Origin of the sequence: Agromyces sp. Root81, from assembly GCF_001429165.1 — a bacterium.
Lineage (GTDB): Bacteria > Actinomycetota > Actinomycetes > Actinomycetales > Microbacteriaceae > Agromyces.
This window is the reverse complement of the sequence record NZ_LMIR01000002.1, coordinates 145,591-166,711: the sequence shown is the minus strand read 5'-3', so window position 1 is coordinate 166,711 and position 21,121 is coordinate 145,591. Positions and strand designations below refer to the sequence as shown.

Annotated in this window: 11 protein-coding genes; 7 read left to right on the top strand and 4 right to left on the bottom strand. The window is 68.6% G+C overall.

Annotation, left to right across the window (positions count from 1 at the left end):
• Positions 1 to 64: 64 nt before the first annotated feature.
• The gene (locus ASE14_RS05750; protein WP_056652163.1) at positions 65 to 9,457 is read left to right on the top strand and encodes a DUF11 domain-containing protein; all 9,393 of its coding nucleotides are present in this window, start codon (positions 65 to 67) and stop codon (positions 9,455 to 9,457) included.
• A gap of 155 nt (positions 9,458 to 9,612) precedes the next feature.
• On the opposite strand, the gene ASE14_RS05745 is transcribed toward ASE14_RS05750, so the two are convergent.
• Genes ASE14_RS05745 through sdhC form a run of 4 tightly spaced genes read right to left on the bottom strand, consistent with a single transcriptional unit; the run spans position 9,613 to position 13,071 of the window.
• Positions 9,613 to 10,371: a succinate dehydrogenase iron-sulfur subunit gene (locus ASE14_RS05745; protein WP_056652159.1), complete on the bottom strand. Its 759-nt coding sequence runs from the start codon at positions 10,369 to 10,371 to the stop codon at positions 9,613 to 9,615.
• Position 10,372: 1 nt separating this feature from the next.
• Positions 10,373 to 12,196, bottom strand: coding sequence for a succinate dehydrogenase flavoprotein subunit (gene sdhA, locus ASE14_RS05740; protein WP_056652154.1), 1,824 nt, complete (start codon positions 12,194 to 12,196; stop codon positions 10,373 to 10,375).
• A gap of 7 nt (positions 12,197 to 12,203) precedes the next feature.
• Positions 12,204 to 12,635: a succinate dehydrogenase hydrophobic membrane anchor subunit gene (locus tag ASE14_RS05735; protein WP_056652150.1), complete on the bottom strand. Its 432-nt coding sequence runs from the start codon at positions 12,633 to 12,635 to the stop codon at positions 12,204 to 12,206.
• Between the two features lie 13 nt (positions 12,636 to 12,648).
• A complete protein-coding gene (sdhC, locus tag ASE14_RS05730) occupies positions 12,649 to 13,071 on the bottom strand; it encodes a succinate dehydrogenase, cytochrome b556 subunit (protein WP_082600754.1) in 423 nt (140 codons plus the stop codon).
• A 194-nt stretch (positions 13,072 to 13,265) separates the two neighbouring features.
• Here sdhC and ASE14_RS05725 point away from each other — a divergent pair, with 194 nt between their 5' ends.
• The 6 genes from ASE14_RS05725 to ASE14_RS05700 all read left to right on the top strand — a co-directional run bounded on the left by ASE14_RS05725 (position 13,266) and on the right by ASE14_RS05700 (position 21,090).
• The gene (locus ASE14_RS05725; RefSeq protein WP_056652146.1) at positions 13,266 to 14,384 is read left to right on the top strand and encodes a mannose-1-phosphate guanylyltransferase; all 1,119 of its coding nucleotides are present in this window, start codon (positions 13,266 to 13,268) and stop codon (positions 14,382 to 14,384) included.
• A 67-nt stretch (positions 14,385 to 14,451) separates the two neighbouring features.
• A complete protein-coding gene (locus ASE14_RS05720) occupies positions 14,452 to 15,513 on the top strand; it encodes a BMP family protein (protein ID WP_235511118.1) in 1,062 nt (353 codons plus the stop codon).
• Positions 15,514 to 15,677: 164 nt separating this feature from the next.
• Positions 15,678 to 16,769, top strand: a complete 1,092-nt coding sequence (locus ASE14_RS05715) for a BMP family protein (RefSeq protein WP_056652141.1) — start codon at positions 15,678 to 15,680, stop codon at positions 16,767 to 16,769.
• A 165-nt stretch (positions 16,770 to 16,934) separates the two neighbouring features.
• Complete coding sequence (locus ASE14_RS05710; protein ID WP_056652139.1) at positions 16,935 to 18,452, top strand: ABC transporter ATP-binding protein; 1,518 nt, start codon at positions 16,935 to 16,937, stop codon at positions 18,450 to 18,452.
• The gene (locus ASE14_RS05705; RefSeq protein WP_082600226.1) at positions 18,449 to 19,804 is read left to right on the top strand and encodes an ABC transporter permease; all 1,356 of its coding nucleotides are present in this window, start codon (positions 18,449 to 18,451) and stop codon (positions 19,802 to 19,804) included. Before ASE14_RS05710 ends, ASE14_RS05705 begins: the two co-directional genes overlap by 4 nt.
• Positions 19,801 to 21,090, top strand: coding sequence for an ABC transporter permease (locus ASE14_RS05700; RefSeq protein ID WP_056652136.1), 1,290 nt, complete (start codon positions 19,801 to 19,803; stop codon positions 21,088 to 21,090). Before ASE14_RS05705 ends, ASE14_RS05700 begins: the two co-directional genes overlap by 4 nt.
• Positions 21,091 to 21,121 lie beyond the last annotated feature (31 nt).

Below are 21,121 nucleotides of genomic sequence, written 5' to 3'. Positions count from 1 at the left end.
ACTCGCCCCGGCTGCGCAACAGTCGCACGTCCCCGCGTTCTCACCAGAGCACAAGAAGGCCACCATGGACAGCTGGTTCGGCAACACTTCCCACGATGACGCTCGCCCCCGCCGGTCGCGCCGACAGCGAGTTGAGACGCGGAAGCGCAGAGCGACTGCGCTCATCGCCTCGCTCTCGGTCGGTGCACTGCTGGCGATCGGGCTGCCGATGACGGCGTTCGCGGAACAGGCGGGCGAGCCGGCTCCGGATGCCGCCACGAGCGAGACGCAGGAAGCCACGCCGAGCGACGAGACGTCGAGCGACGAGTCCTCGAATGAGGCGCCGGCGAGTGAGACGCCGTCGAGTGAGGTGCCCTCGAGCGACGAACCCTCGGTCACCCCGACCGAAGAGCCTCCCGCGACGGAGGCTCCGTCCGATCCGCCGGCGCAGGCCCCACCGGCCCAGGAGCCGAAGGCGCCGACGGATGTCACGCCCATGGCGGTCTTCCCGGCCGATACCGCGAGCTGCACGGGGAACGACTGCTCCAGCCTCACCATGACGACGGTCGTCGTCGGCGGAACCGCGACGGTCGCGGACTGGACGCTGCACGCGGTCCGCGCGAACGGTGCGAGCGACAACTACAACTTCACCTCCGGGCAGACACGTCTGGTGCCCTGGGATTCCGAGTACACCCTCTTCGCCGAGGGGAGCGTGCCGAACTACACCACGACGTTCGCGTGCACGACGAGCAGCAACCAGGTCGACGTCAGCGTCGCGAATCGCACCGTCGAGTTCCCGGAGAGCAACCACGGGAACGGGAACCACCGTTCGGCCTCGTGCACGTTCACCCAGACCTACAGCGGCCCGGCGACCATCGACGTCCAGGTGGGCGGATCGCGCACGGGAACCTCCAGCGTCGGCGGCCTCGGGGGAGTGACCCTGCAGCTCTACACCGACGACAACGGCTCGTTCGGCTCGGTCATCAACCAGCCGTGGGCCACGTGCGTCTCGTCCCCGGCCGGCGTCTGCTCCTTCGCCGTACCGAACGCCAACAACTCCAACTTCTGGGTCGCCCAGGCGACGGCCGGCGTTCCGGCCGGGTGGTTCGCCAACGACACGCTCGCCGTCGGCGAGACGCCCGCCTCTGCGCCGTACCGATTCCGCATCGCGGACGTCGACGCCGGTGAGACGCTCAGCTCGCTGAGCGACTTCATGATCGCCACGGGCAACAGCTCGAACAACGCCTCCGGCGGAATCTGGCAGAACTCGCTCGCCAACCCCGCACGCGCCCAGCAGTGCGGCGTGCGCATCGCCCTCGTCATCGACCTCTCCGGCTCCGTTGCGCCGAGCTTCGACGACCTGAAGGATGCGGCGAAGGGCTTCGTCACGGCACTCCAGGGCACCCCGTCGCAGGTCGGCATCTTCACGTTCAACAACGTCGCACCGGCCACCGCCGGAGCCAACCTCGGCATCACGCCCGTCTCGACGGTCGCCGGTGCGAACACCGTGCGCGATCACATCGACAGCTTCAGCACGCCGACCGAGGCGACGAACTGGGATCGCGGCATCTCCCAGGTCGCGACGAGCAACACGCAGTACGACATCGCGCTGGTGCTCACCGACGGCAACCCGACGGTCTACGCGAACGACGAGGGGCCGGGCAATCGCACCCGCTTCCGCGAGGTCGAGAACGGCGTGTTCTCGGCGAACGCCGTGAAGGCGCTCGGCACCCGGGTCATCGCATTCGGCGTCGGCAGCGGCGTCGGCGGCTCGCCCGACAACCTCATCGCCATCTCGGGCGACCAGTTGAACTCCGACTACTTCCAGTCGGACAGCTATGACGAGGCCGGGCAGATCCTCCGCAACATCGCCCTCGGCGCCTGCCAGGGCTCGGTCTCGGTCGTCAAGCAGGTCGTCTCGAGTTCGAGCACCGGCGAGCAGAAGACCGGGCAGACCCCGGCTGGCGGCTGGAAGTTCACCGCCGCGCCGACGACCCCCGGCATCACCCCTCCGTCGCAGGACGGGACGACGGCTGCCGGAACCGGTGCCGTCAACCTGCCGCTCACCTTCGCGGGCGGCACCACGACCGGCACCGTGAACGTCACAGAGGACCCGCAGGGGCACAGCATCGTGCAGACGGACGGCAAGAACGCGGTCTGCACGGACCAGGCGACGAATGCTCCGGTCGCGGTGGGCAATCTGGACACCGGGTTCTCGGTTCCCGTGAGCTCGACGCAGGCGATCACCTGTACGGTCTGGAACCGGCCGCCGTTGCCGCAATCGGCCCTCAGCGTCGACAAGGTCTGGGTCGTCGACGGCGTCACGTACCAGCACGGCAACCAGCCGAGCGGTCTCACCGCTCAGCTGAAGGTCGCCGGTGCGGATGCACCGTGGGTGACGTCGCAGGGCCCGTTCCCGGCGAACGCCACCGTCGCGCTCGATGAGACGACGGGCGTGGGTTCACGCGATCTCTGTCGGATCACCGATCGTCGGGTCACGATGGCGAACGGCCAGAACCCCAACGCGACGCTGCCGTACAACGCGACGCTGCAACCGGGGGCAAACTCGTACACGATCACGAACACGGTCACGTGCGACACCACGCTGACGCTGAAGAAGACCGTGGCGAACGGCGGCGTCGCCGCGAACACGTGGAACCTCGATGCGGTCGCCCCGGGCGGAGCCCTCGACGGCCCGAGCGGCACGACCGGCGTGACCGCTTCCGTGACTCCGAACGTCCGCTACCCCCTCACCGAGGCCGGCGACCCCCGCTATGTGCAGACACTCGGCTTGAACGCCGACCCCGTTCCGCCGTCGGAGGGCAGCTGGGACTGCGTGCAGGTGGACGCGCAGGGCGCCGTGGTTCCCGGGTTCGCCGACGGGTTGAACGGCGGAGTGACGGTGCCGCTCGGCTTCCGCGTGCAGTGCACCGCGGTCAACCAGACCGCACAGCTCACGCTCGTCAAGAGCGTGCAGCCGCTCGCGGGCACCGACCCCGACCCGAGCGACTGGACCCTCATCGCAACGCCGAACGCCGCGATCCCCGGCCTCGACCCGGAGGAGACCACGACCGGGGGTACCGTGCTGGTTCGTCCGGGCACGAGTTACACGATCTCCGAGTCCGGCGGTCCCACCGGATACCAGCAGGTCGACGTGAGATGCCAGACGAGCCCCGATGGCCCGTACGCCGTCACGACGACGATCACGCTGCCGGCGCTCGCCCAGGGCACCTGCGTCATCACGAACACGCCGGTCCCGCCGAAGCTCAAGCTGACGAAGGTCGTCACCGACGGTGTCGCACCGGCGACCTCGTGGAACCTCGCCGCAACGGTCGGCGCGGTCACCGTCGCACAGGGTGCCGGCGGCACCGCCGGATTCGTCGCCGTGCCCGCCGGTGCGACGATCGCGCTCTCCGAGTCGACCGCGCTGCCGAACGCCGACCAGTTCCAGGCCGGCACGTGGCTCTGTGCGAAGAACGGGGGAGCAGCGGTTCCCGGCCCCTCGGTCTCACCGCTCGCACCGGGCGACACGGTCGACTGCACCGTGACGAACACGCTGAAGCCGATCACCCCGACGATCGTGAAGACGGCTGCGGTGCCGACGCCGAACGCCGACGGCGCCAGCTGGGACATCGGCTACGACATCGTCGTCACGAACCCGAGCGCGTTCCAGGACCTCGCGTACAGTCTCACCGATCAGCTCGACTTCGGAAGCGATGTCACGGTGAACAGCGCGAGCTACCAGCGCACACTGCCCGCGCCGCCGGGATCGTCGACGGCATGGACCGTGCCATTCGGCGACGTCCAGGCCTTCGCCGGCGAACCGTCGCTGGTCACGGGCACCTCGCACACCTGGCACGTGACGGTCAACGCGACGGTGGCTCCGGGCACCGACTTCGGCGGCACCAGCCCGACCGCGTGCGACGCGGGCGCGCCCGGCACCGTCGGGTTCCTGAACACCGCGGTCATGACCGTCGGCGGCGTCGACTACCCGGCGAAGGACTGCTCGATCCCGGTGAAGCCGACGATCGCGAAGGTCGGCGGCGCGGCGGTCGACAACGGCGACGGCACGTGGACGCTCCCGTACACGATCACGGTGACGAACCCGTCGGCCACGACGAGCGTGCAGTACGACCTCGCCGATGAGCTCGACTACCCGGCATCCGTGACGGTGCTCGACCGCAGCGTCACTCCGCCTGCCGGCGTGACGCCCGTGGCGGGCTGGACCGGCGTCGCGCCGAACACGCTGCTCGCCGACGACGTGACGCTCGCCGGCACCGCCGGCGTCGACACGCACGTCTACAGCGTGTCGGTGACGGTCGAGATCGGGGCGGATGCCCCGGCGCTCCTCTGCCCGAACCTCGACAACGCCGCCACCGTCACCGCCGGCAACCAGACCGGTTCGGCGACCGGCTGCGTGCCGGTCGACAAGCCCACGATCGTGCACGACAAGACCGTCGTGCCGGGCTCGGTGAGCCAGGCCGCCGACGGAACGTGGTCGATCGCCTACGACATCACCGTCACGAACACCGGTGCGATCGGCGGTGTGTACGACCTCCTCGACGACACCAGGTTCGGCGCCGGCGTCGACGCTTCGGCGGCGACCTTCACGCTCTCCGAGGACGGCGGAACGGCGGTGCCGTGGGTCGACGGCACGGCGCTCGCCGTCGGTGCGCATCTCCCGGCCGGCGACCCCGATCCGAGCGATGTTTACCGCATCACCGTGAGCGGCATCGTGCTGACCGGGCCGACACTCACGCCCGCACAGTCGGCGTGCCCGTCGAACCAGAACGACGGTGCGTTCAACAACCTGGCCATCCTGACGGTCGCCGGAGTCGCCACCCCTGACACCGCCTGCGACGCACCGAGCGTTCCGAAGATCGAGAAGTCCGGGGCCACGTCGTCCCAGCAGCCCGACAGCAGCTGGAACGTGACCTACACGCTGACGGTCTCGAACACCGATCCCGGTGCCAAGCCCTCGTACTACGTGCTGTCCGACGAGCCGGGCTTCCCGGCCGGAGTCGAGTTCAACTCGTACACGATCGACGGCGGGGCGGCCCAGCCGTACGCCGGCGGACCCATCGCGGTCGTCGGGAGCACCCCGATCGCGGCCGGCGCCACGCACGACTACACGATCGTGCTGAACGTCGACGTGCCGTTCGGCACCGTGCCCGACGCCGATCTCGAGTGCGTTCCGACCGCTCCGACCGCGGGCAAGGGCTTCTTCAACACGGCCGTGCTCACGAGCGGGAGCTTCGTCGTCGACGACAGCGACTGCACCGACATCTCCGAAGGCGGCGAGCCGACGGTCGAGAAGGGAGACCCGACCGTCGTGCAGGGCGCCGATGGCGTCTGGACGATGACGTACGACATCACGGTCACCGGCAACGCCGAGTTCGTGACGACGTACACGCTCCAGGACACGCTGAGGTTCGGTCCCGAGATCGACATCCTGTCCGCCGACTGGAGCGGGGAGACCTCGGGCGGCTGGGCCGACCCCGAGGCGGACCCGACGGCGACGCTCGTCGGTTCGCCGCGCACCCTCGGCATCGATGCGGTCGAGGAGTACACCGTCACGGTGACCGCGACGGTCGACACGGCGGCGTTCGCCGACCCGGCGACCGACACGTGCACGCCGAGCCAGGAGGCCCCGGACGTCGGGTTCCTGAACGAGGTGCTCCTCACCTCCGGCGGCAGCACGCAGACCGACACCGGTTGCAGTGTACCGGCCGAGCCTGAGGTCACGAAGGTCACCTCCGGTTCCGTCACCAAGGTCGGCGACCACTGGGAGGCGAGCTACACCATCACGGTGAAGAACCTCTCGCCCGACCAGGAGCTCGTCTACGACCTCGAGGACACGCCGGACTTCGCCGACGCGGCGACCATCACGGGGCGCACGGTGACGAGCTCCGACGCGACGGTCGATCCGGGCTGGAGCGCCACGCCGCCGACGACGGACTCGATCGTCGCGAACCAGGCGCTGCCTGGCGGCGCGAGCGACGTGTTCACCGTGCTCGTGAAGTTCACGGTGGCATCCACGCCGAGCGATCCGACGCTGAGCTGCGAGGAGCAGGGCCTCGCCAACACGGCGACCGTCACCTCCGGCGACACCTACACCGATGACGCCTGCTTCGACGTTCCGGTGGTCGTGGTGCTCGAGAAGCTGTGGACGATCAACGGCGGCGAGCCGATCGAGTGGGACAGCCCGTCCCTCCCCGAGGGCTTCACCGCCCAGGCGACGCTCGATGGCCAGGACGTGCCGTGGAGCACCGAGCAGGGCCCGTTCGCGGACGGCGCCGAGGTGACCGTCGACGAGTCGGAGGTGCTGGTGCCCGATGGCTGCATCGCCGACGACCCGATCGGCGTGGGCGACAAGACGCTCGCAGGCACGGTGAACACGTACACCGTGACGAACCCCGTCACCTGCACGCAGACGGTCACCCTCGAGAAGAACGTCGTCAACCAGCACGGCGGTGAGGCGGTCGCCGACGACTGGACGCTCAGCGGCACCAACGTCGGTCTGCCCGACGACACCTTCTCGGGCACCGGCACCGCCAGCGGGCCCGTGGAACTCGGCGTCGGCTACACCCTCAACGAGGTGAGCACCACCTACCCGAACGGCGTCGCGTACACCGTCTCGGCGACGTGGACCTGCACCTCGCCCGAGGGGCCCGACGCCTTCACGCTCGTGTCCGCACCCGGTTCGACGAACGCGACCCTCACGGTCACGACGCTCGGCGCATCCGTCGACTGCGAGATCACGAACACGGATGTCGCGCCCGAGCTGACGCTCGTGAAGAAGGTGCTTCCCCTCGAGATCGCACCGGACTTCCCTGCGACGCTCTGGATGCTGACCGCTGCCGATGGCGCCAACCCGCCGATCGTCAGCGGCGCCGGTACCGCGAGCGGCACGGTCGACTCGAACGTGGCCTACACGCTCGCCGAAGCCGCGGACTTCCCGGGTGACGACGAGTTCGTTCCCTCGCTGTGGAGCTGCCAGGCCACGAACGGCGTCGAGCCGCTCGTGCTCGATGCAGCCGACGGAGACGTACTGCTGCAGCCCGGACAGGAGGTGACCTGCGAGATCACCAACACCGCGGCTCCGGCCACGTACGACCTCGACAAGGAGGTCGTCTCCACCGTCCAGAACGCCGACGGCAGCTGGACGATCGAGTACAAGATCGTCGTCACCGACAAGAGCGTGGTCTCCGCCGTCACCTACGACCTCAGTGACACGCTCGCCGACTTCGGCGAGGGCATCACGGTCGACGAGGCGACGTGGACCGGCCCGGGCGCAACCAGCGGAAGCTGGGCGGATCCGTCCGTCGAGCCCGTCGAGGTGCTCGCGGACAACACGATCCTCACCGCCGGCGAACACACCCACGAGTACTTCGTGACGGTGGACGCGACCGTGAGCGAGGACGCGTGGGACGACGAGACCGTCGAGTGCACCGACGGAGAGGGCGGCTTCCGCAACACGGCCATCCTCACCGTGGGCGACCTGCCGACGGAGGCGAGCGCCTGCGACGAGCCGGGACGCGCCACCGCCGTGAAGACGGTCGACGGCGTGCCGACTGAGAACCCCGACGGCACGTGGACGGTGAACTACGACATCGTCGTGACGGCCGATCCCGACAAGGACCTCTTCTACGACCTGAGCGACGAGCCGGCCTTCCCGGCGGGCGCGACATTCACGGCGACGGCAGTGGATCCCGACGGCGCCCCGGTCGCCGACTGGACCGGCACCGGTGACGACACGGTGCTGGCCGACGGCCGGCCGATCCTCGCGGGGATCGACCAGACCTGGTCGATCACGGCGATCGTCGATGTCACGACGATCACCGACATCGACCTCGCGAAGTGCGTCGCGACCGAGAGCGGCCACGGCTTCTTCAACGGGGCGCTCTTCACGAACGGCCAGGTCGAGACGCCGATCAGCGGCTGCGTCGACATCCCGATCGTCGAGGTCGGCATCGTGAAGACCGCGGTGCTGCCGGATGGCGTCGACGCGGTCGAAGCGGGCACCGACGAGAACACGTTCGAGTGGGTGCTGACGGTGACGAACAACGGACCGACGCCGGTCGAAGGCGTCGTCGTGACTGACACCCTGTCCGACTCGCTCGACTTCGACCCGGCCGACATCACGCTCGACCCGATCGGATCGTGGACGTTCCTCCAGAACGGCAACGAGCTGACCTGGACGACCGATGCGACCTTCGGACCCGGTCCGATCGTGACGATCACGATCCCCGTGACGCTGAAGGACCCCGCCGTCGGACCGGAGCTGCCGGAGAACCCGAGTGAGGCTCCGCCGCTCGAGCCGGCCGAGAACATCGAGAACACGGCGTGCGTCGAGGTCTCGGAGTTCGACGTCGATCCCACGAACGACTGCGACACCGCCGAGGTTCCGACCAGGGCCATGCAGGCGAACGCCTACGTGCAGTGCGTCAACGACATTCCGTACCTGTACCACGACGTGCAGACGACCGGCTCGGTCACTCCGGGTCCGATCACGGTCACGTGGACGCCCGACGCGAGCGTCTACCCCGATGCCACGCCGATCGTCACGGAGATCCCGTGGGAGGAGCGCAACGGGCGGGTGCTGTGGCCGTACGGCGTGGTCAACGACGAGGGCATCGCGATCGGATGGCCCGGCTGGCGCCTGATCCAGGAGGGCGACGTGGTCGGTGAGAACGGCATCGTCGACATCTGGGAGAACATGGTGAAGGACTCGAAGCTCGAGAGCTACGCGTTCGCCGACCAGTTCAACCCGATGACGATCACCTTCCAGGTCAACCCGAGCCAGTCTGTGCTCGCGGTCTACCCGCAGGCCACCCCGGCCTGCGAGGTGCAGCGCGATCCGACGGTCGACATCCTGAAGACGTCGAGCGTGACCGAGGCGAAGCCAGGAAGCTCGTTCGACTACACGCTGTCGGTCACCAACTCGGGGCTCGGCGCGGTCGAGGCCATGGAGCTGTTCGACGAGATCCCCGCCGACCTCAAGGTCACGGCGATCACGACCGATCCCGCTCCCGCCTTCCCGCGCTGGGACGACTGCGAGGTGACCGGCACGGACTCGGCCGGCTACGGCGGCACCCTGCACTGCGTGCTGAACGGCATGATCGGCGGCATCGAGCCCGATGCTCCCGACGTGGTGCTGAGCGTCACGCTGAACCCCGCATCCAAGAAGTCGAGCGTCGACAACACCGGCGAGGTCTGCTGGAACGACCTGCCCGATCCGCAGGCACCGACCGAGGAGGGTGAGGTCACGCTGTTCTCGATGATCGATCCCGCATTGCCGGTGCTCTGCGACGACTCGACGGTCACCGTCAAGATCCCGCAGCCGGGCGCCATCGCCTCGACCGGGTTCGCGGGAGCGCCACTCCTGTGGGGCGCGGGCGGCCTGCTCGTCGCAGGTGCGCTCTTGATCGCCGCGATGACGATGCGTCGTCGCCGCGCGGAGGAGTCCGCCGAGTAACGGCGTCGCCACCGCGAACGGGAAGGGCCGGGTCGATGACCCGGCCCTCTCTCGTGCCCGGATGACGTGCTGTCAGGCGCCCGGAAACGAGTCGAGCCCGCCGGATGCCCCGCCTCAGCGGGATCCGGCAGGCTCGACCTGCAGTGGTGGTGCGACTACGGCTTGCCGCGCATGACGGCCTGCTTGACCTCGGCGATGGCCTTCGTGACCTCGATGCCGCGCGGACACGCCTCGGTGCAGTTGAAGGTCGTGCGGCAGCGCCACACACCCTCTTTGTCGTTGAGGATGTCGAGGCGAGTCTGCGCGTTGTCGTCGCGCGAGTCGAAGATGAAGCGGTGCGCGTTCACGATCGCGGCGGGGCCGAAGTACTGGCCGTCGGTCCAGAAGACCGGGCACGACGAGGTGCACGCCGCGCACAGGATGCACTTGGTGGTGTCGTCGAAGATCGCACGCTCGGCGACCGACTGCACGCGCTCCTTGCCGGCCTCGGGCTTCGAGTTCGCGACGAGGAACGGCTGCACCTCGCGGAAGCTCGCGAAGAACGGCTCCATGTCGACGATGAGGTCCTTCTCGAGCGGCAGGCCCTTGATGGCCTCCACGTAGATGGGCTTCGAGATGTCGAGGTCCTTGATGAGCGTCTTGCAGGCCAGTCGGTTGCGGCCGTTGATGCGCATCGCGTCGGAACCGCAGATGCCGTGCGCGCACGAGCGGCGGAAGGTCAGCGAACCGTCCTGCTCCCACTTGATCTTGTGCAGGGCGTCGAGCACGCGGTCGGTCGCGTACATCTCGACGTCGAAGTCCTGCCAGCGCGGCTCGGTGTCGACGTCCGGGTCGAACCGGCGGATCAGGAACGTGACGGTGAACGACTGGATCGCGGCATCCGTCGACTGGGCTTCGAGCGTTGCAGTGCTCACGTCAGTACTTCCTCTCCATGGGCTGGTAGCGGGTGATCGTCACCGGTTTCCAGTCGAGTCGGATGTGGTCGGCCGCATCCGACGAGTGCGCGTCGCCCGACAGGTACGCCATCGTGTGCTGCATGTAGTTGACGTCGTCGCGGTTCGGGAAGTCGTCGCGCATGTGGCCGCCGCGGCTCTCCTGGCGGTTGCGGGCCGAGTACACGACGACCTCGGCGAGGTCGAGGAGGAAGCCGAGCTCGACGGCCTCGAGCAGGTCGGTGTTGAAACGCTTGCCCTTGTCGTGCACGGCGACGTTCTTGTACCGCTCGCGGAGACCGGCGATGACCGTCGTGACGTGCTCGAGGGACTCGTCGGTGCGGAACACCTGGGCGTTCTTGTCCATCTCGTCCTGCAGTTCCTTGCGGATCGCGGCGATGCGCTCGGTGCCGTTGGAGTCGCGGAGCTGCTCCAGCATGCCGCGGACCGCTGCGGCGGGGTCGGACGGCAGGGGAGTGAAGTCGACCGTCTTGACGTACTCGACCGCGTTGCGGCCGGCGCGCTTGCCGAAGACGTTGATGTCGAGCAGGGAGTTCGTGCCGAGTCGGTTCGAGCCGTGCACGGAGACGCAGGCGCACTCGCCGGCTGCGTAGAGGCCGGGCACGACGGTGTCGTTGTCGGAGAGCACCTCTGCCGCGACGTTCGTGGGGATGCCGCCCATGGCGTAGTGCGCGGTGGGCATGACGGGGACCGGCTCGAACACCGGGTCGACACCGAGATAGGTGCGTGCGAACTCGGTGATGTCGGGCAGCTTCGTCTCGAGCACCTCTGCGCCGAGGTGGGTGCAGTCGAGGAGCACGTAGTCCTTGTGCGGCCCGGCGCCGCGGCCCTCCGCGACCTCCTGCACCATGCACCGCGCGACGATGTCGCGCGGTGCGAGGTCCTTGATCGTGGGGGCGTAGCGCTCCATGAAGCGCTCGCCCGAGGCGTTGCGGAGGATCGCGCCCTCGCCGCGTGCCCCCTCGGTGAGGAGGATGCCGAGACCGGCGAGACCGGTCGGGTGGAACTGGAAGAACTCCATGTCTTCCAGCGGCAGGCCCTTGCGCCAGATGATGCCGACGCCGTCACCGGTGAGGGTGTGCGCGTTCGAGGTGGTCTTGTAGATCTTGCCGAAGCCACCGGTCGCGAAGATCACGGCCTTGGCCTGGAAGACGTGCAGTTCGCCCGAGGCGAGGTCGTAGGCGACGACGCCCGAGGGCTGCTTCGTCTTTGATCCATCCGGCCCGTCGACCTCGGTCATGACGAGGTCGAGCACGTAGTACTCGTTGAAGAAGTTGATGCCGAGCCTGACGCAGTTCTGGAACAGCGTCTGCAGGATCATGTGGCCGGTGCGGTCGGCCGCGTAGCACGCCCGGCGCACGGGCGCCTTGCCGTGGTCGCGGGTGTGGCCGCCGAAGCGGCGCTGGTCGATCTTGCCCTCGGGCGTGCGGTTGAACGGCAGGCCCATGTTCTCGAGGTCGATGACCGCGTCGATCGCCTCTTTCGCGAGGATCTCGGCCGCGTCCTGGTCGACGAGGTAGTCGCCGCCCTTGACGGTGTCGAAGGTGTGCCACTCCCAGCTGTCCTCCTCGACGTTCGCGAGCGCCGCGGCCATGCCGCCCTGCGCCGCACCCGTGTGCGAGCGAGTGGGGTAGAGCTTCGAGATGACCGCGGTCTTCGCGCCGGGGCCGGCCTCGATCGCCGCTCGCATGCCGGCGCCGCCGGCGCCCACGATGACGATGTCGAACTGGTGGTAGTGGACGCCGTCGATGACCGTGGTCTCGGCGTCGGCGCTCTGGGTGTTCACGGATCTCCTATGCGGCGCAGAACGAGGGAAGCAGGTCGGCGGGGGCGCCGACCGGGCAGGGCTCGAAGGTGAAGACGACGAGGGTGCCGAGGATGATGAGCACGGCCGCGGCGGCGAAGAGGGCGCCCTTCAGCACCTTCTGCACGAGGCCGGGGTTCGTGTAGTCGTTGACGATCGTGCGCATGCCGTTGGCGCCGTGGATGAGGGCGAGCCAGAGCATCAGCACATCCCACCACTGCCAGAACGGGTCGGCCCACTTGCCGCCGACGAAGCCGAAGTCGATGGCCTTGACGCCGTCTCCGACCATGAGGTTCATGAAGAGGTGTCCGAAGATGAGCACGATCAGCACGACGCCCGAAGCGCGCATGTAGATCCAGCCCCACTTCTCCAGGTTGACACCGCGGCGGCGCGGGCGATCGGAGAATTCGATGGCAGTCATGTCCCGCGGCTCCCTAGTGGCTGAAGACGTTGATGAGGTGGCGCGGCGTGAAGGCGAGCATCGTGACCACCCAGAGGGCGATGACGATGTAGAACAGCACCTTCTGGTGCCGGGTCGCCCACGACCAGAAGTCGACGAGGATCACGCGCAGGCCGTTGAAGGCGTGGAACACGATCGCACCGACCAGGGCGACCTCGCCGAGGCCCATGATGGGCGTCTGGTAGGTGCCGATGACCGCGTTGTACGCCTCGGGGCTGACCCGCACGAGCGCCGTGTCGAGGATGTGCACGAGGAGGAAGAAGAAGATGGCGACACCGGTGATGCGGTGCAGCACCCATGACCACATACCCTCACGGCCGCGGTACAGCGTGCCACCAGGCTTCTGTTTCGCAGGCTTCGCGGGTGCGGTCAGGGTTCCTGCCGAAGTCTCTGGCATGAACAACCCTCCCTGGCTGTGTGAATCGCCCCGAAGATACCGGGGCATGACGGGCACACGGCCCGAGTCGAGTGTAGACCCGAGCCGGAGCGGCCGCCGCTCAGCCTTGCCGAACTCTCTCGATGTCGAGATACCGGATGCCGCGGCATCCGCTGCCCGTGTCGGCCGAAGAGCACGCCGGTTAAGCTGTGCGGATGGACGAAACCCCGATCGACGGCTTCTACAGCGTCATCCCCGCCGGTGGCGTGGGCTCGCGGCTGTGGCCGCTCTCGCGCGCCGATGCGCCGAAGTTCCTGCACGACCTCACGGGATCCGGCCAGACGCTCCTCAAGGACACCTGGGATCGACTGGCCCCGCTCTCGGGCGACGACCGCATCATGGTCGTCACCGGTCGCGCACACCGCGCAGCGGTCGAGTCGCAGCTGCCGGGCCTCGCCGACCACAACGTCGTGCTCGAGAGCGAGCCGCGCGACTCGACGGCTGCGATCGGCCTCGCCGCCGCGATCCTCGAGCGCCGGGAGCCGGGCGTCATCATCGGCTCGTTCGCGGCCGACCACGTGATCTCCGGCACCGCGCTCTTGCGTGCGGCCGTGACCGACGCCGTGGCTGCCGCCCGCGCCGGGTACATCGCGACGATCGGCATCACGCCGACCGAGCCCGCCGTCGGATTCGGCTACATCGAGTGCGGCGCACCGCTCGAGGTCGACGGGGCCGAGCACGTCGAGGCCGTCGCGAGCTTCGTCGAGAAGCCCGACCTCGACACCGCCAAGCGCTACCTCGCGGGCGGCAAGCACCTCTGGAACGCCGGCATGTTCATCGCGCGCGCCGACGCGCTGCTCGCCGAGATCGCGCGGAACAAGCCCGAGCTGCACGCCGGCCTCATCGAACTCGCCGAGGCGTGGGACGATCCGGCCACGCGCGGCCCGGCCGTCGACCGGATCTGGCCGCGCCTCGAGAAGATCGCGATCGACTACTCGGTCGCCGAGCCGGCGGCCGCCGCCGGACGGCTCGCCGTCATCCGCGGGCACTTCGTGTGGGACGACGTGGGCGACTTCGCCTCGCTCGCCAAGCTCAACACCGCCGGCCGGTCCGGCGAGCTCGCGATCCTCGGCGAGAACGCGCGCGTGCTCTCCGACGCCTCGAGCGGCATCGTCGTCAGCCGGTCGAAGCGGGTCATCAGCCTGATCGGCGTGCACGATATCGTCGTCGTCGACACGCCCGACGCGCTGCTCGTCACGACGAGCGAGCACGCCCAGCGGGTCAAGGCGGTCGTCGACGCCCTCCGGCTCGGCGGGTCCAACGACGTGCTCTAGGGCGCGAGAGAGCGGGTACCGGATGTCTCAGGGTCGAGAATCGCGCGGGCGGGGTGCTGGTCGTCGAATGGCGCTGCGCCGAAGCATGTCCGCCGCGGCCGCGCTGGCCGTGGCATCCGTGGCGCTCGCGGCCTGCGCGCCCGCTCCGGAATCCGGAGACGACGGCGCGGCGAGCGAGACGTGCGTGCGCATGGTCACGAACTCCGGCGGCCTCGAGGACCGCTCGTTCAACCAGTCGAGCTGGGAGGGGCTGCAGCAGGCCGAAGACGAGTACGGCATCGAGGCCGAGGCGATCGTCTCGACCGGCGAGACCGACCTCGCACCGAACGTGCAGCAGGCCGTCGAATCGGGCTGCGAGCTCATCGTCACGGTCGGCTGGGAGCTCGCGGAGTCGACGCTCGACCAGGCCGGGAAGAACCCGGAGCTCGCGTTCGCGATCGTCGACGAGACCGTCGAGGCCGACAACGTCAAGCCGGTGGTCTTCGACACCGCGCAGGCCTCCTACCTCGCCGGCTACCTCGCGGCGGGGGTCTCGAAGACCGGGGTGGTCGCGACCTTCGGTGGCGGCAACCAGCCGCCCGTCACCCTCTTCATGGACGGCTTCGTCGACGGCGTCGCGAAGTACAACGAGGTGCACGGCGCACAGGTGCGCGTGCTCGGCTGGGACAAGGCCGCCCAGGACGGCGCCTTCACCGGCGACTTCGAAGACGTCAACAAGGGCAAGACCCTCGCCGAGAGCTTCATCGATCAGGGCGCCGACGTCATCCTCCCCGTCGCCGGCCAGGTCGGCGAGGGCGCGGCGTCGGCAGCGCTCGAACGCGGCGGCGTCTCGATCATCTGGGTCGACAGCGACGGGTACGAGTCGCTCGCTGCGGAGTATCGCCCTGTGATCCTCACGAGCGTGCTGAAGAACACGCAGGACGCGATGGTCGAGATCGTCGGCGCAGTGCTCGACGAGACCTTCTCGAACGAGCCGTTCGTCGGCACGCTCGAGAACGGCGGCGTCGAGATCGCCCCGTACCACGATCTCGCCGCCATCGTGCCGCCGGCGCTCGACGGCGAGATCGAGGGCCTCCGGCAGGCGATCATCGCGGGCGAGATCGTGGTGGAGTCGCCGAGCGCTCCGTGAGAACCCCTGATCGGGGCATCCGCTCTGCTCATATGAGCAGAACATCGCGTCTTGATAACCATTGGACGTCGTCGACCCTCGGAGAGATGGCGCGCGGCGCAACATTCGGTAACGTGACTGCACGAGCCTCGGAACGGTCGGGGCGACAGTCTTTGGAGGACACAGTGAAGGTCACGACCAAGAAGGCCGCGTTCAGCGGTCTCGCGCTGCTCGGTGCAGCCGTGCTGCTCGCCGGTTGCGCATCCGCACCTGAAGAATCGGGCGGCGACGGTGGCGAGGCCATCGACTTCAAGCCCTGCATGGTGTCCGATGCCGGCGGCTTCGACGACAAGTCCTTCAACCAGCTCGGCTTCGAGGGTGCCACGAAGGCAGCGGAGGAGCTCGGCGTCAAGCTGACCGAGGTCCAGTCCGACTCCGAGACCGACTACGCGCCGAACATCACGAGCCTCGTCGACCAGGGCTGCGACCTGATCGTCACCGTCGGCTTCGCGCTCTCGGCCGCCACGGTCGAGTCCGCGCTCGAGAACCCCGACATCGAGTACGTCATCATCGACGATGCGGCCGACAACGACTTCGACAGCGAGGTCGACGCGCCGAACATCAAGCCGATCCTCTTCGACACGGCCCAGGCCGCGTTCCTCGGCGGCTACGCTGCTGCCGACTACACGAAGACCAACACGGTCGGCACGTTCGGCGGCATGAACTTCCCGACCGTCTCCATCTTCATGGACGGCTTCAAGCAGGGCGTCGACTACTACAACGAAGAGAAGGGCAAGGGCGTCACGGTCCTCGGCTGGGACGGCACCGACGGTCTCTTCACCGGTGGCTTCGAGGCCAACGACACCGCGCGCCAGACCGCGCAGGGCCTGCTCGACCAGAACGTCGACGTGATGCTGCCCGTCGGCGGCCCGATCTACCAGTCGGCCGCAGCCGCGATCCGCGACTCCGGCAGTGACGTCGCACTCATGGGCGTCGACGCCGACTTCACCGAGACCGACCCGTCGGTCGCCGACCTCGTGCTGACCTCGATCCTCAAGGGCATCGACGTCGGTACCTACGAGGCCGTGCTGGCCGCCGGCAACGGCGACTTCGACCCGGCGCCGTTCCTCGGCACCCTCGAGAACGAGGGCGTCGGCCTCGCGCCGTTCCACGACTTCGAGTCGAAGGTCTCTCCGACGCTCCAGGCCGAGCTCGACGACCTCAAGGCTGCGATCATCGCGGGCGACGTGACGGTCGACTCCTACCTCGCCGGCTGAGTCGAGGCACCACGGATCGGGGAGGTCGGCTTGCCGGCCTCCCCGATTCGGCGTCCGGGTGCGCGTTCGCGCGAGCAGGGCAACATCTGAGCGGGGCCTCCTCTGGTCCCACAACATCCGCGCAGCATCTCCAACAGATGCCGCACTCTCACTAGGATCGGGAGCATGAAGCTCGAACTTCGCGGTATCACGAAGCGATTCGGCAGCTTGGTCGCCAACGACCACATCGACCTCACCGTGGAGGCCGGCGAGATCCACGCCCTCCTCGGTGAGAACGGCGCAGGCAAGTCGACCCTCATGAACGTGCTCTACGGCCTCTATCAGGCCGACGGGGGCGAGGTGCTCCTCAACGATGAGGTGCAGCACTTCGCCGGACCAGGCGATGCCATGGCCGCGGGCATCGGCATGGTGCACCAGCACTTCATGCTGATCCCCGTCTTCACCGTCGCCGAGAACGTCATGCTCGGCCACGAGTCCACGAAGGCCGGCGGCATCCTCGACCTCGCGACGGCTCGCGCCCGCGTGCGTGAGATCTCGGATCGGTTCGGGTTCGACGTCGATCCCGACGCGCTCGTCGACGACCTGCCCGTCGGCGTGCAGCAGCGCGTCGAGATCATCAAGGCGCTCTCGCGCGACGCCAAGGTGCTCGTCTTCGACGAGCCCACTGCAGTGCTCACGCCGCAGGAGACCGACGAGCTGATGCAGATCATGCGTCAGCTGAAGGAGGCCGGCACCTCCATCGTCTTCATCACCCACAAGCTCCGCGAGGTGCGCGAGGTCGCCGACCGCATCACCGTGATCCGCCTCGGCAAGGTCGTCGGCGAGGCGTCGCCGACCGCGTCGAACGCCGAGCTCGCCGCCCTCATGGTGGGCCGCGCCGTCGAGCTCACCGTGCACAAGGACGAGCCGAAGGTCGGCGACGCCGCTCTCGTCGTCGAGGGCCTCAGCGTCATCGACCCCATCGGCCAGCTCGTCGTCAACGACGTGAGCTTCACCGTGCGCAAAGGCGAGATCCTCGCGGTCGCCGGCGTGCAGGGCAACGGGCAGACCGAGCTCACCGAGGCGCTCGTCGGGCTCCAGCCGCGCGTGCAGGGCTCGATCAAGCTCGACGGCGTCGACCTCACGACCGAGAACGTGCGCAAGATCCTCGACGCCGGCGTCGGCTTCATTCCCGAGGATCGCAACGAGGACGGCCTCGTCGGCGAGTTCTCGATCGCCGAGAACCTCATGCTCGACCGGTCGAGCGGCGCGCCGTTCGTCAAGGCCGGCAACATCCAGCGCGGGTTCCTCGCCGAGTTCGCACGCGATCGCGTGAAGGAGTTCGACGTCCGCACCCAGGGCATCGACGAGAAGGTCGGCCGGCTCTCGGGCGGCAACCAGCAGAAGGTCGTGCTCGCGCGAGAGCTCAGCCGAGACCTGAGCCTGTTCGTCGCGGCCCAGCCGACGCGCGGCGTCGACGTCGGCTCGATCGAGTTCATCCACAAGCGCATCGTCGCCACGCGCGATGCCGGAGTCCCCGTCGTCGTCGTCTCGACCGAACTCGACGAAGTGGCCGCCCTCGCCGACCGCATCATGGTCATGTACCGCGGTCGCATCGTCGGCATCGTGCCGGGCGACACCCCACGAGACGTGCTCGGCCTGATGATGGCCGGCGAAGCCCCCGCAGAAGGAGCCGCCGCATGAGCGACCCCCAGGAGCCGCGGGGCGACGCCCCGGCCGGCAAGGACCTCGATCCCGACATCGCGCTGGAGCAGCCGGGCTCGGTCGCCACCGACGCGGACGCGGCGCGAAGTGCAGCCGCCCCGCCCGCCGACGAGGTCGAACCGCCCTCGCGCTGGCACACGATGCTGCGCCAGATCTCGACCGGCAACGCGCTCATCTCGGTGCTGTCGGTGCTGCTCGCCCTCCTCGTCGGCGCGGTCATGATCGCATTCACCGATGAGCGCGTGCAGGCCGCGAGCGGGTACTTCTTCGCTCGCCCCGGCGACACCTTCGTCGCGATCTGGCAGTCGGTGTCGGGCGCCTACTCGGCGCTCTTCCAGGGCTCGGTGTACAACTTCCGGCGCGACACCTTCGCCGCCGGCATCCGCCCGCTGACCGAGACCCTCACCTTCGCCACCCCGCTCATCGCCGGTGGCCTCGGCGTCGGTCTCGCGTTCCGCGTCGGCATGTTCAACATCGGTGGTCGCGGCCAGATGCTCATCGCGGCATCCGTCGCCGGCTGGATCGGCTTCGGCCTCGACCTGCCGATGGGCCTCCACATGCTCGTCGCGCTCGTCGGCGGTCTGCTCGGCGGCGCGCTGTGGGCCGGCATCGCCGGCCTCCTGAAGGCGCGCACCGGCGCGCACGAGGTGATCGTCACGATCATGCTCAACTACATCGCCTTCTACCTGGTCTCGTGGATGCTCCGCACCCCAGGCCTGCTGCAGGCGCCCGGCTCCTCGAACCCGAAGACGCCGGCGATGAAGGAGACAGCGATCTTCCCGCAGTTGCTCGGGCCGCAGTACAACCTGCACTTCGGCTTCATCCTGGTCATCGCGGCGACCGTCCTCGTGTGGTGGATCCTCTCCCGCTCGAGCCTCGGCTTCAAGTTCCGCGCGGTCGGCGAGAACCCGAACGCGGCGCGCGTCGCGGGCATCAACGTCTCCTCGATGTACGTGTACGCGATGCTCATCGCGGGTGCGCTGCTGGGGCTCGCGGGAGTCAGCCAGGTGCTCGGCACCGTCACCACCGGTTTCACCGCCGGCATCGACGCCGGCATCGGCTTCGACGCCATCACGGTGGCGCTCCTCGGCCGGTCGACGCCGTGGGGCATCTTCGTCGCAGGCATCCTCTTCGGCGCCTTCAAGGCGGGCGGCTTCTCGATGCAGGCGGCCGAGGGCGTGCCCATCGAGATCGTGCTCGTCGTGCAGTCCCTCATCGTGCTCTTCATCGCGGCGCCGCCGCTCGTTCGCACGATCTTCCGCCTGCCAGACCCGAAGGCCGGTCCGAAACGACCGCGCCCCATCGTCACGAAGGAGGTCGACGCGAAATGAGCACGACCGCAGAGCACCACCGCACGGCGCCGCAGCCCGAAGCGCTCGCCACCACCGTCGTGACGAGCTGGAAGGCGCCGATCGCGTTCGCCGTGTTCACGCTCGCAGAGCTCGCCCTCGCGGTGTTCGCGCCGCGCGAGGGCGTCACGAAGTTCCGCCTCTCCTCTCCCACCGATGCGGTGCAGCTGCCCGAGGTCACGGTGCCGACGATGCCGGCGCTCTGGACCGTCGTGGTGCTCCTCGCCGCGGTGACCGCGTACTCCATCTGGCTCGTCGCCACGAAGCATCGCGTGCCGCTCTGGACCATCGTCGTGTTCGCGATCCTCTTCATGTTCGGCTTCCTCACGTGGGCGGCCGCCGGTGCGTCGCTGCCGATGATCGGCCTGCTGTTCGGCTCGCTGAGCCTCGCCGTGCCGCTCATCTTCGGTTCGCTCGCGGGCGTGCTCGGCGAGCGCGTCGGCGTGATCAACATCGCGATCGAGGGCCAGCTCCTCGCCGGCGCGTTCACGGCGGCCGTCGTGGCGTCGATCACCGGGCAGCCGTGGTTCGGGCTCATCGCGGCGATGGTCGCCGGCATGCTCGTCGCATTCGTGCTCGCGGCCTTCGCGATCAAGTACTTCGTCGACCAGGTCATCGTCGGTGTCGTGCTCAACGTGCTCGTCACGGGCCTCACGAGCTTCTTCTTCTCGCAGGTGCTCGCGCCGAACGCGGCGCTGCTGAACACCCCGCCCCGGTTCGACCGCTGGCCGATCCCGGTGCTCGGCGACATCCCGATCATCGGGCCGGTCTTCTTCCGGCAGACCGTCGTGGTCTACCTCATGTACATCGCGGTCGCGGCCGTCTACATCGGGCTGTTCCACACGAAATGGGGCCTCCGGCTCCGCGCCGTCGGCGAGCACCCGCAGGCTGCGGACACCGTGGGCATCAACGTGAACCGCACCAGGTTCTGGAACGTCGCCCTCGCGGGCGCCATCGCCGGTCTCGGCGGCACGTTCTTCACGATCGGATCGGGCATCGCCTTCAACAAGGAGATGACCGCGGGCGCGGGCTTCATCGCGCTGGCGGCCGTCATCTTCGGCCAATGGGACCCGATCAAGGCGACGCTCGCGGCGCTGCTCTTCGGCTTCGCGTCGAACCTGCAGAACACGCTCTCGGTCATCGGCTCGCCCGTGCCCAGCGAGTTCATGCTGATGCTGCCCTACGTCGTGACGATCTTCGCGGTGGCCGGCCTCGTCGGCAAGGTCAGAGGCCCAGCTGCGGCCGGCAAACCGTACATCAAATCCTGATCGGGCGCGCTGAGCGCCCGGATCCCGACAT

Excerpts from the sequence above, each read along its gene's own strand:
- ASE14_RS05750 (WP_056652163.1), top strand. The coding sequence starts at position 65 with ATGGACAGCTGGTTCGGCAACACTTCCCACGATGACGCTCGCCCCCGC.
- ASE14_RS05735 (WP_056652150.1), bottom strand. The coding sequence starts at position 12,635 with ATGACTGCCATCGAATTCTCCGATCGCCCGCGCCGCCGCGGTGTCAAC.
- sdhC (WP_082600754.1), bottom strand. The coding sequence starts at position 13,071 with ATGCCAGAGACTTCGGCAGGAACCCTGACCGCACCCGCGAAGCCTGCG.
- ASE14_RS05725 (WP_056652146.1), top strand. The coding sequence starts at position 13,266 with ATGGACGAAACCCCGATCGACGGCTTCTACAGCGTCATCCCCGCCGGT.
- ASE14_RS05720 (WP_235511118.1), top strand. The coding sequence starts at position 14,452 with ATGGCGCTGCGCCGAAGCATGTCCGCCGCGGCCGCGCTGGCCGTGGCA.
- ASE14_RS05710 (WP_056652139.1), top strand. The coding sequence starts at position 16,935 with ATGAAGCTCGAACTTCGCGGTATCACGAAGCGATTCGGCAGCTTGGTC.
- ASE14_RS05705 (WP_082600226.1), top strand. The coding sequence starts at position 18,449 with ATGAGCGACCCCCAGGAGCCGCGGGGCGACGCCCCGGCCGGCAAGGAC.
- ASE14_RS05700 (WP_056652136.1), top strand. The coding sequence starts at position 19,801 with ATGAGCACGACCGCAGAGCACCACCGCACGGCGCCGCAGCCCGAAGCG.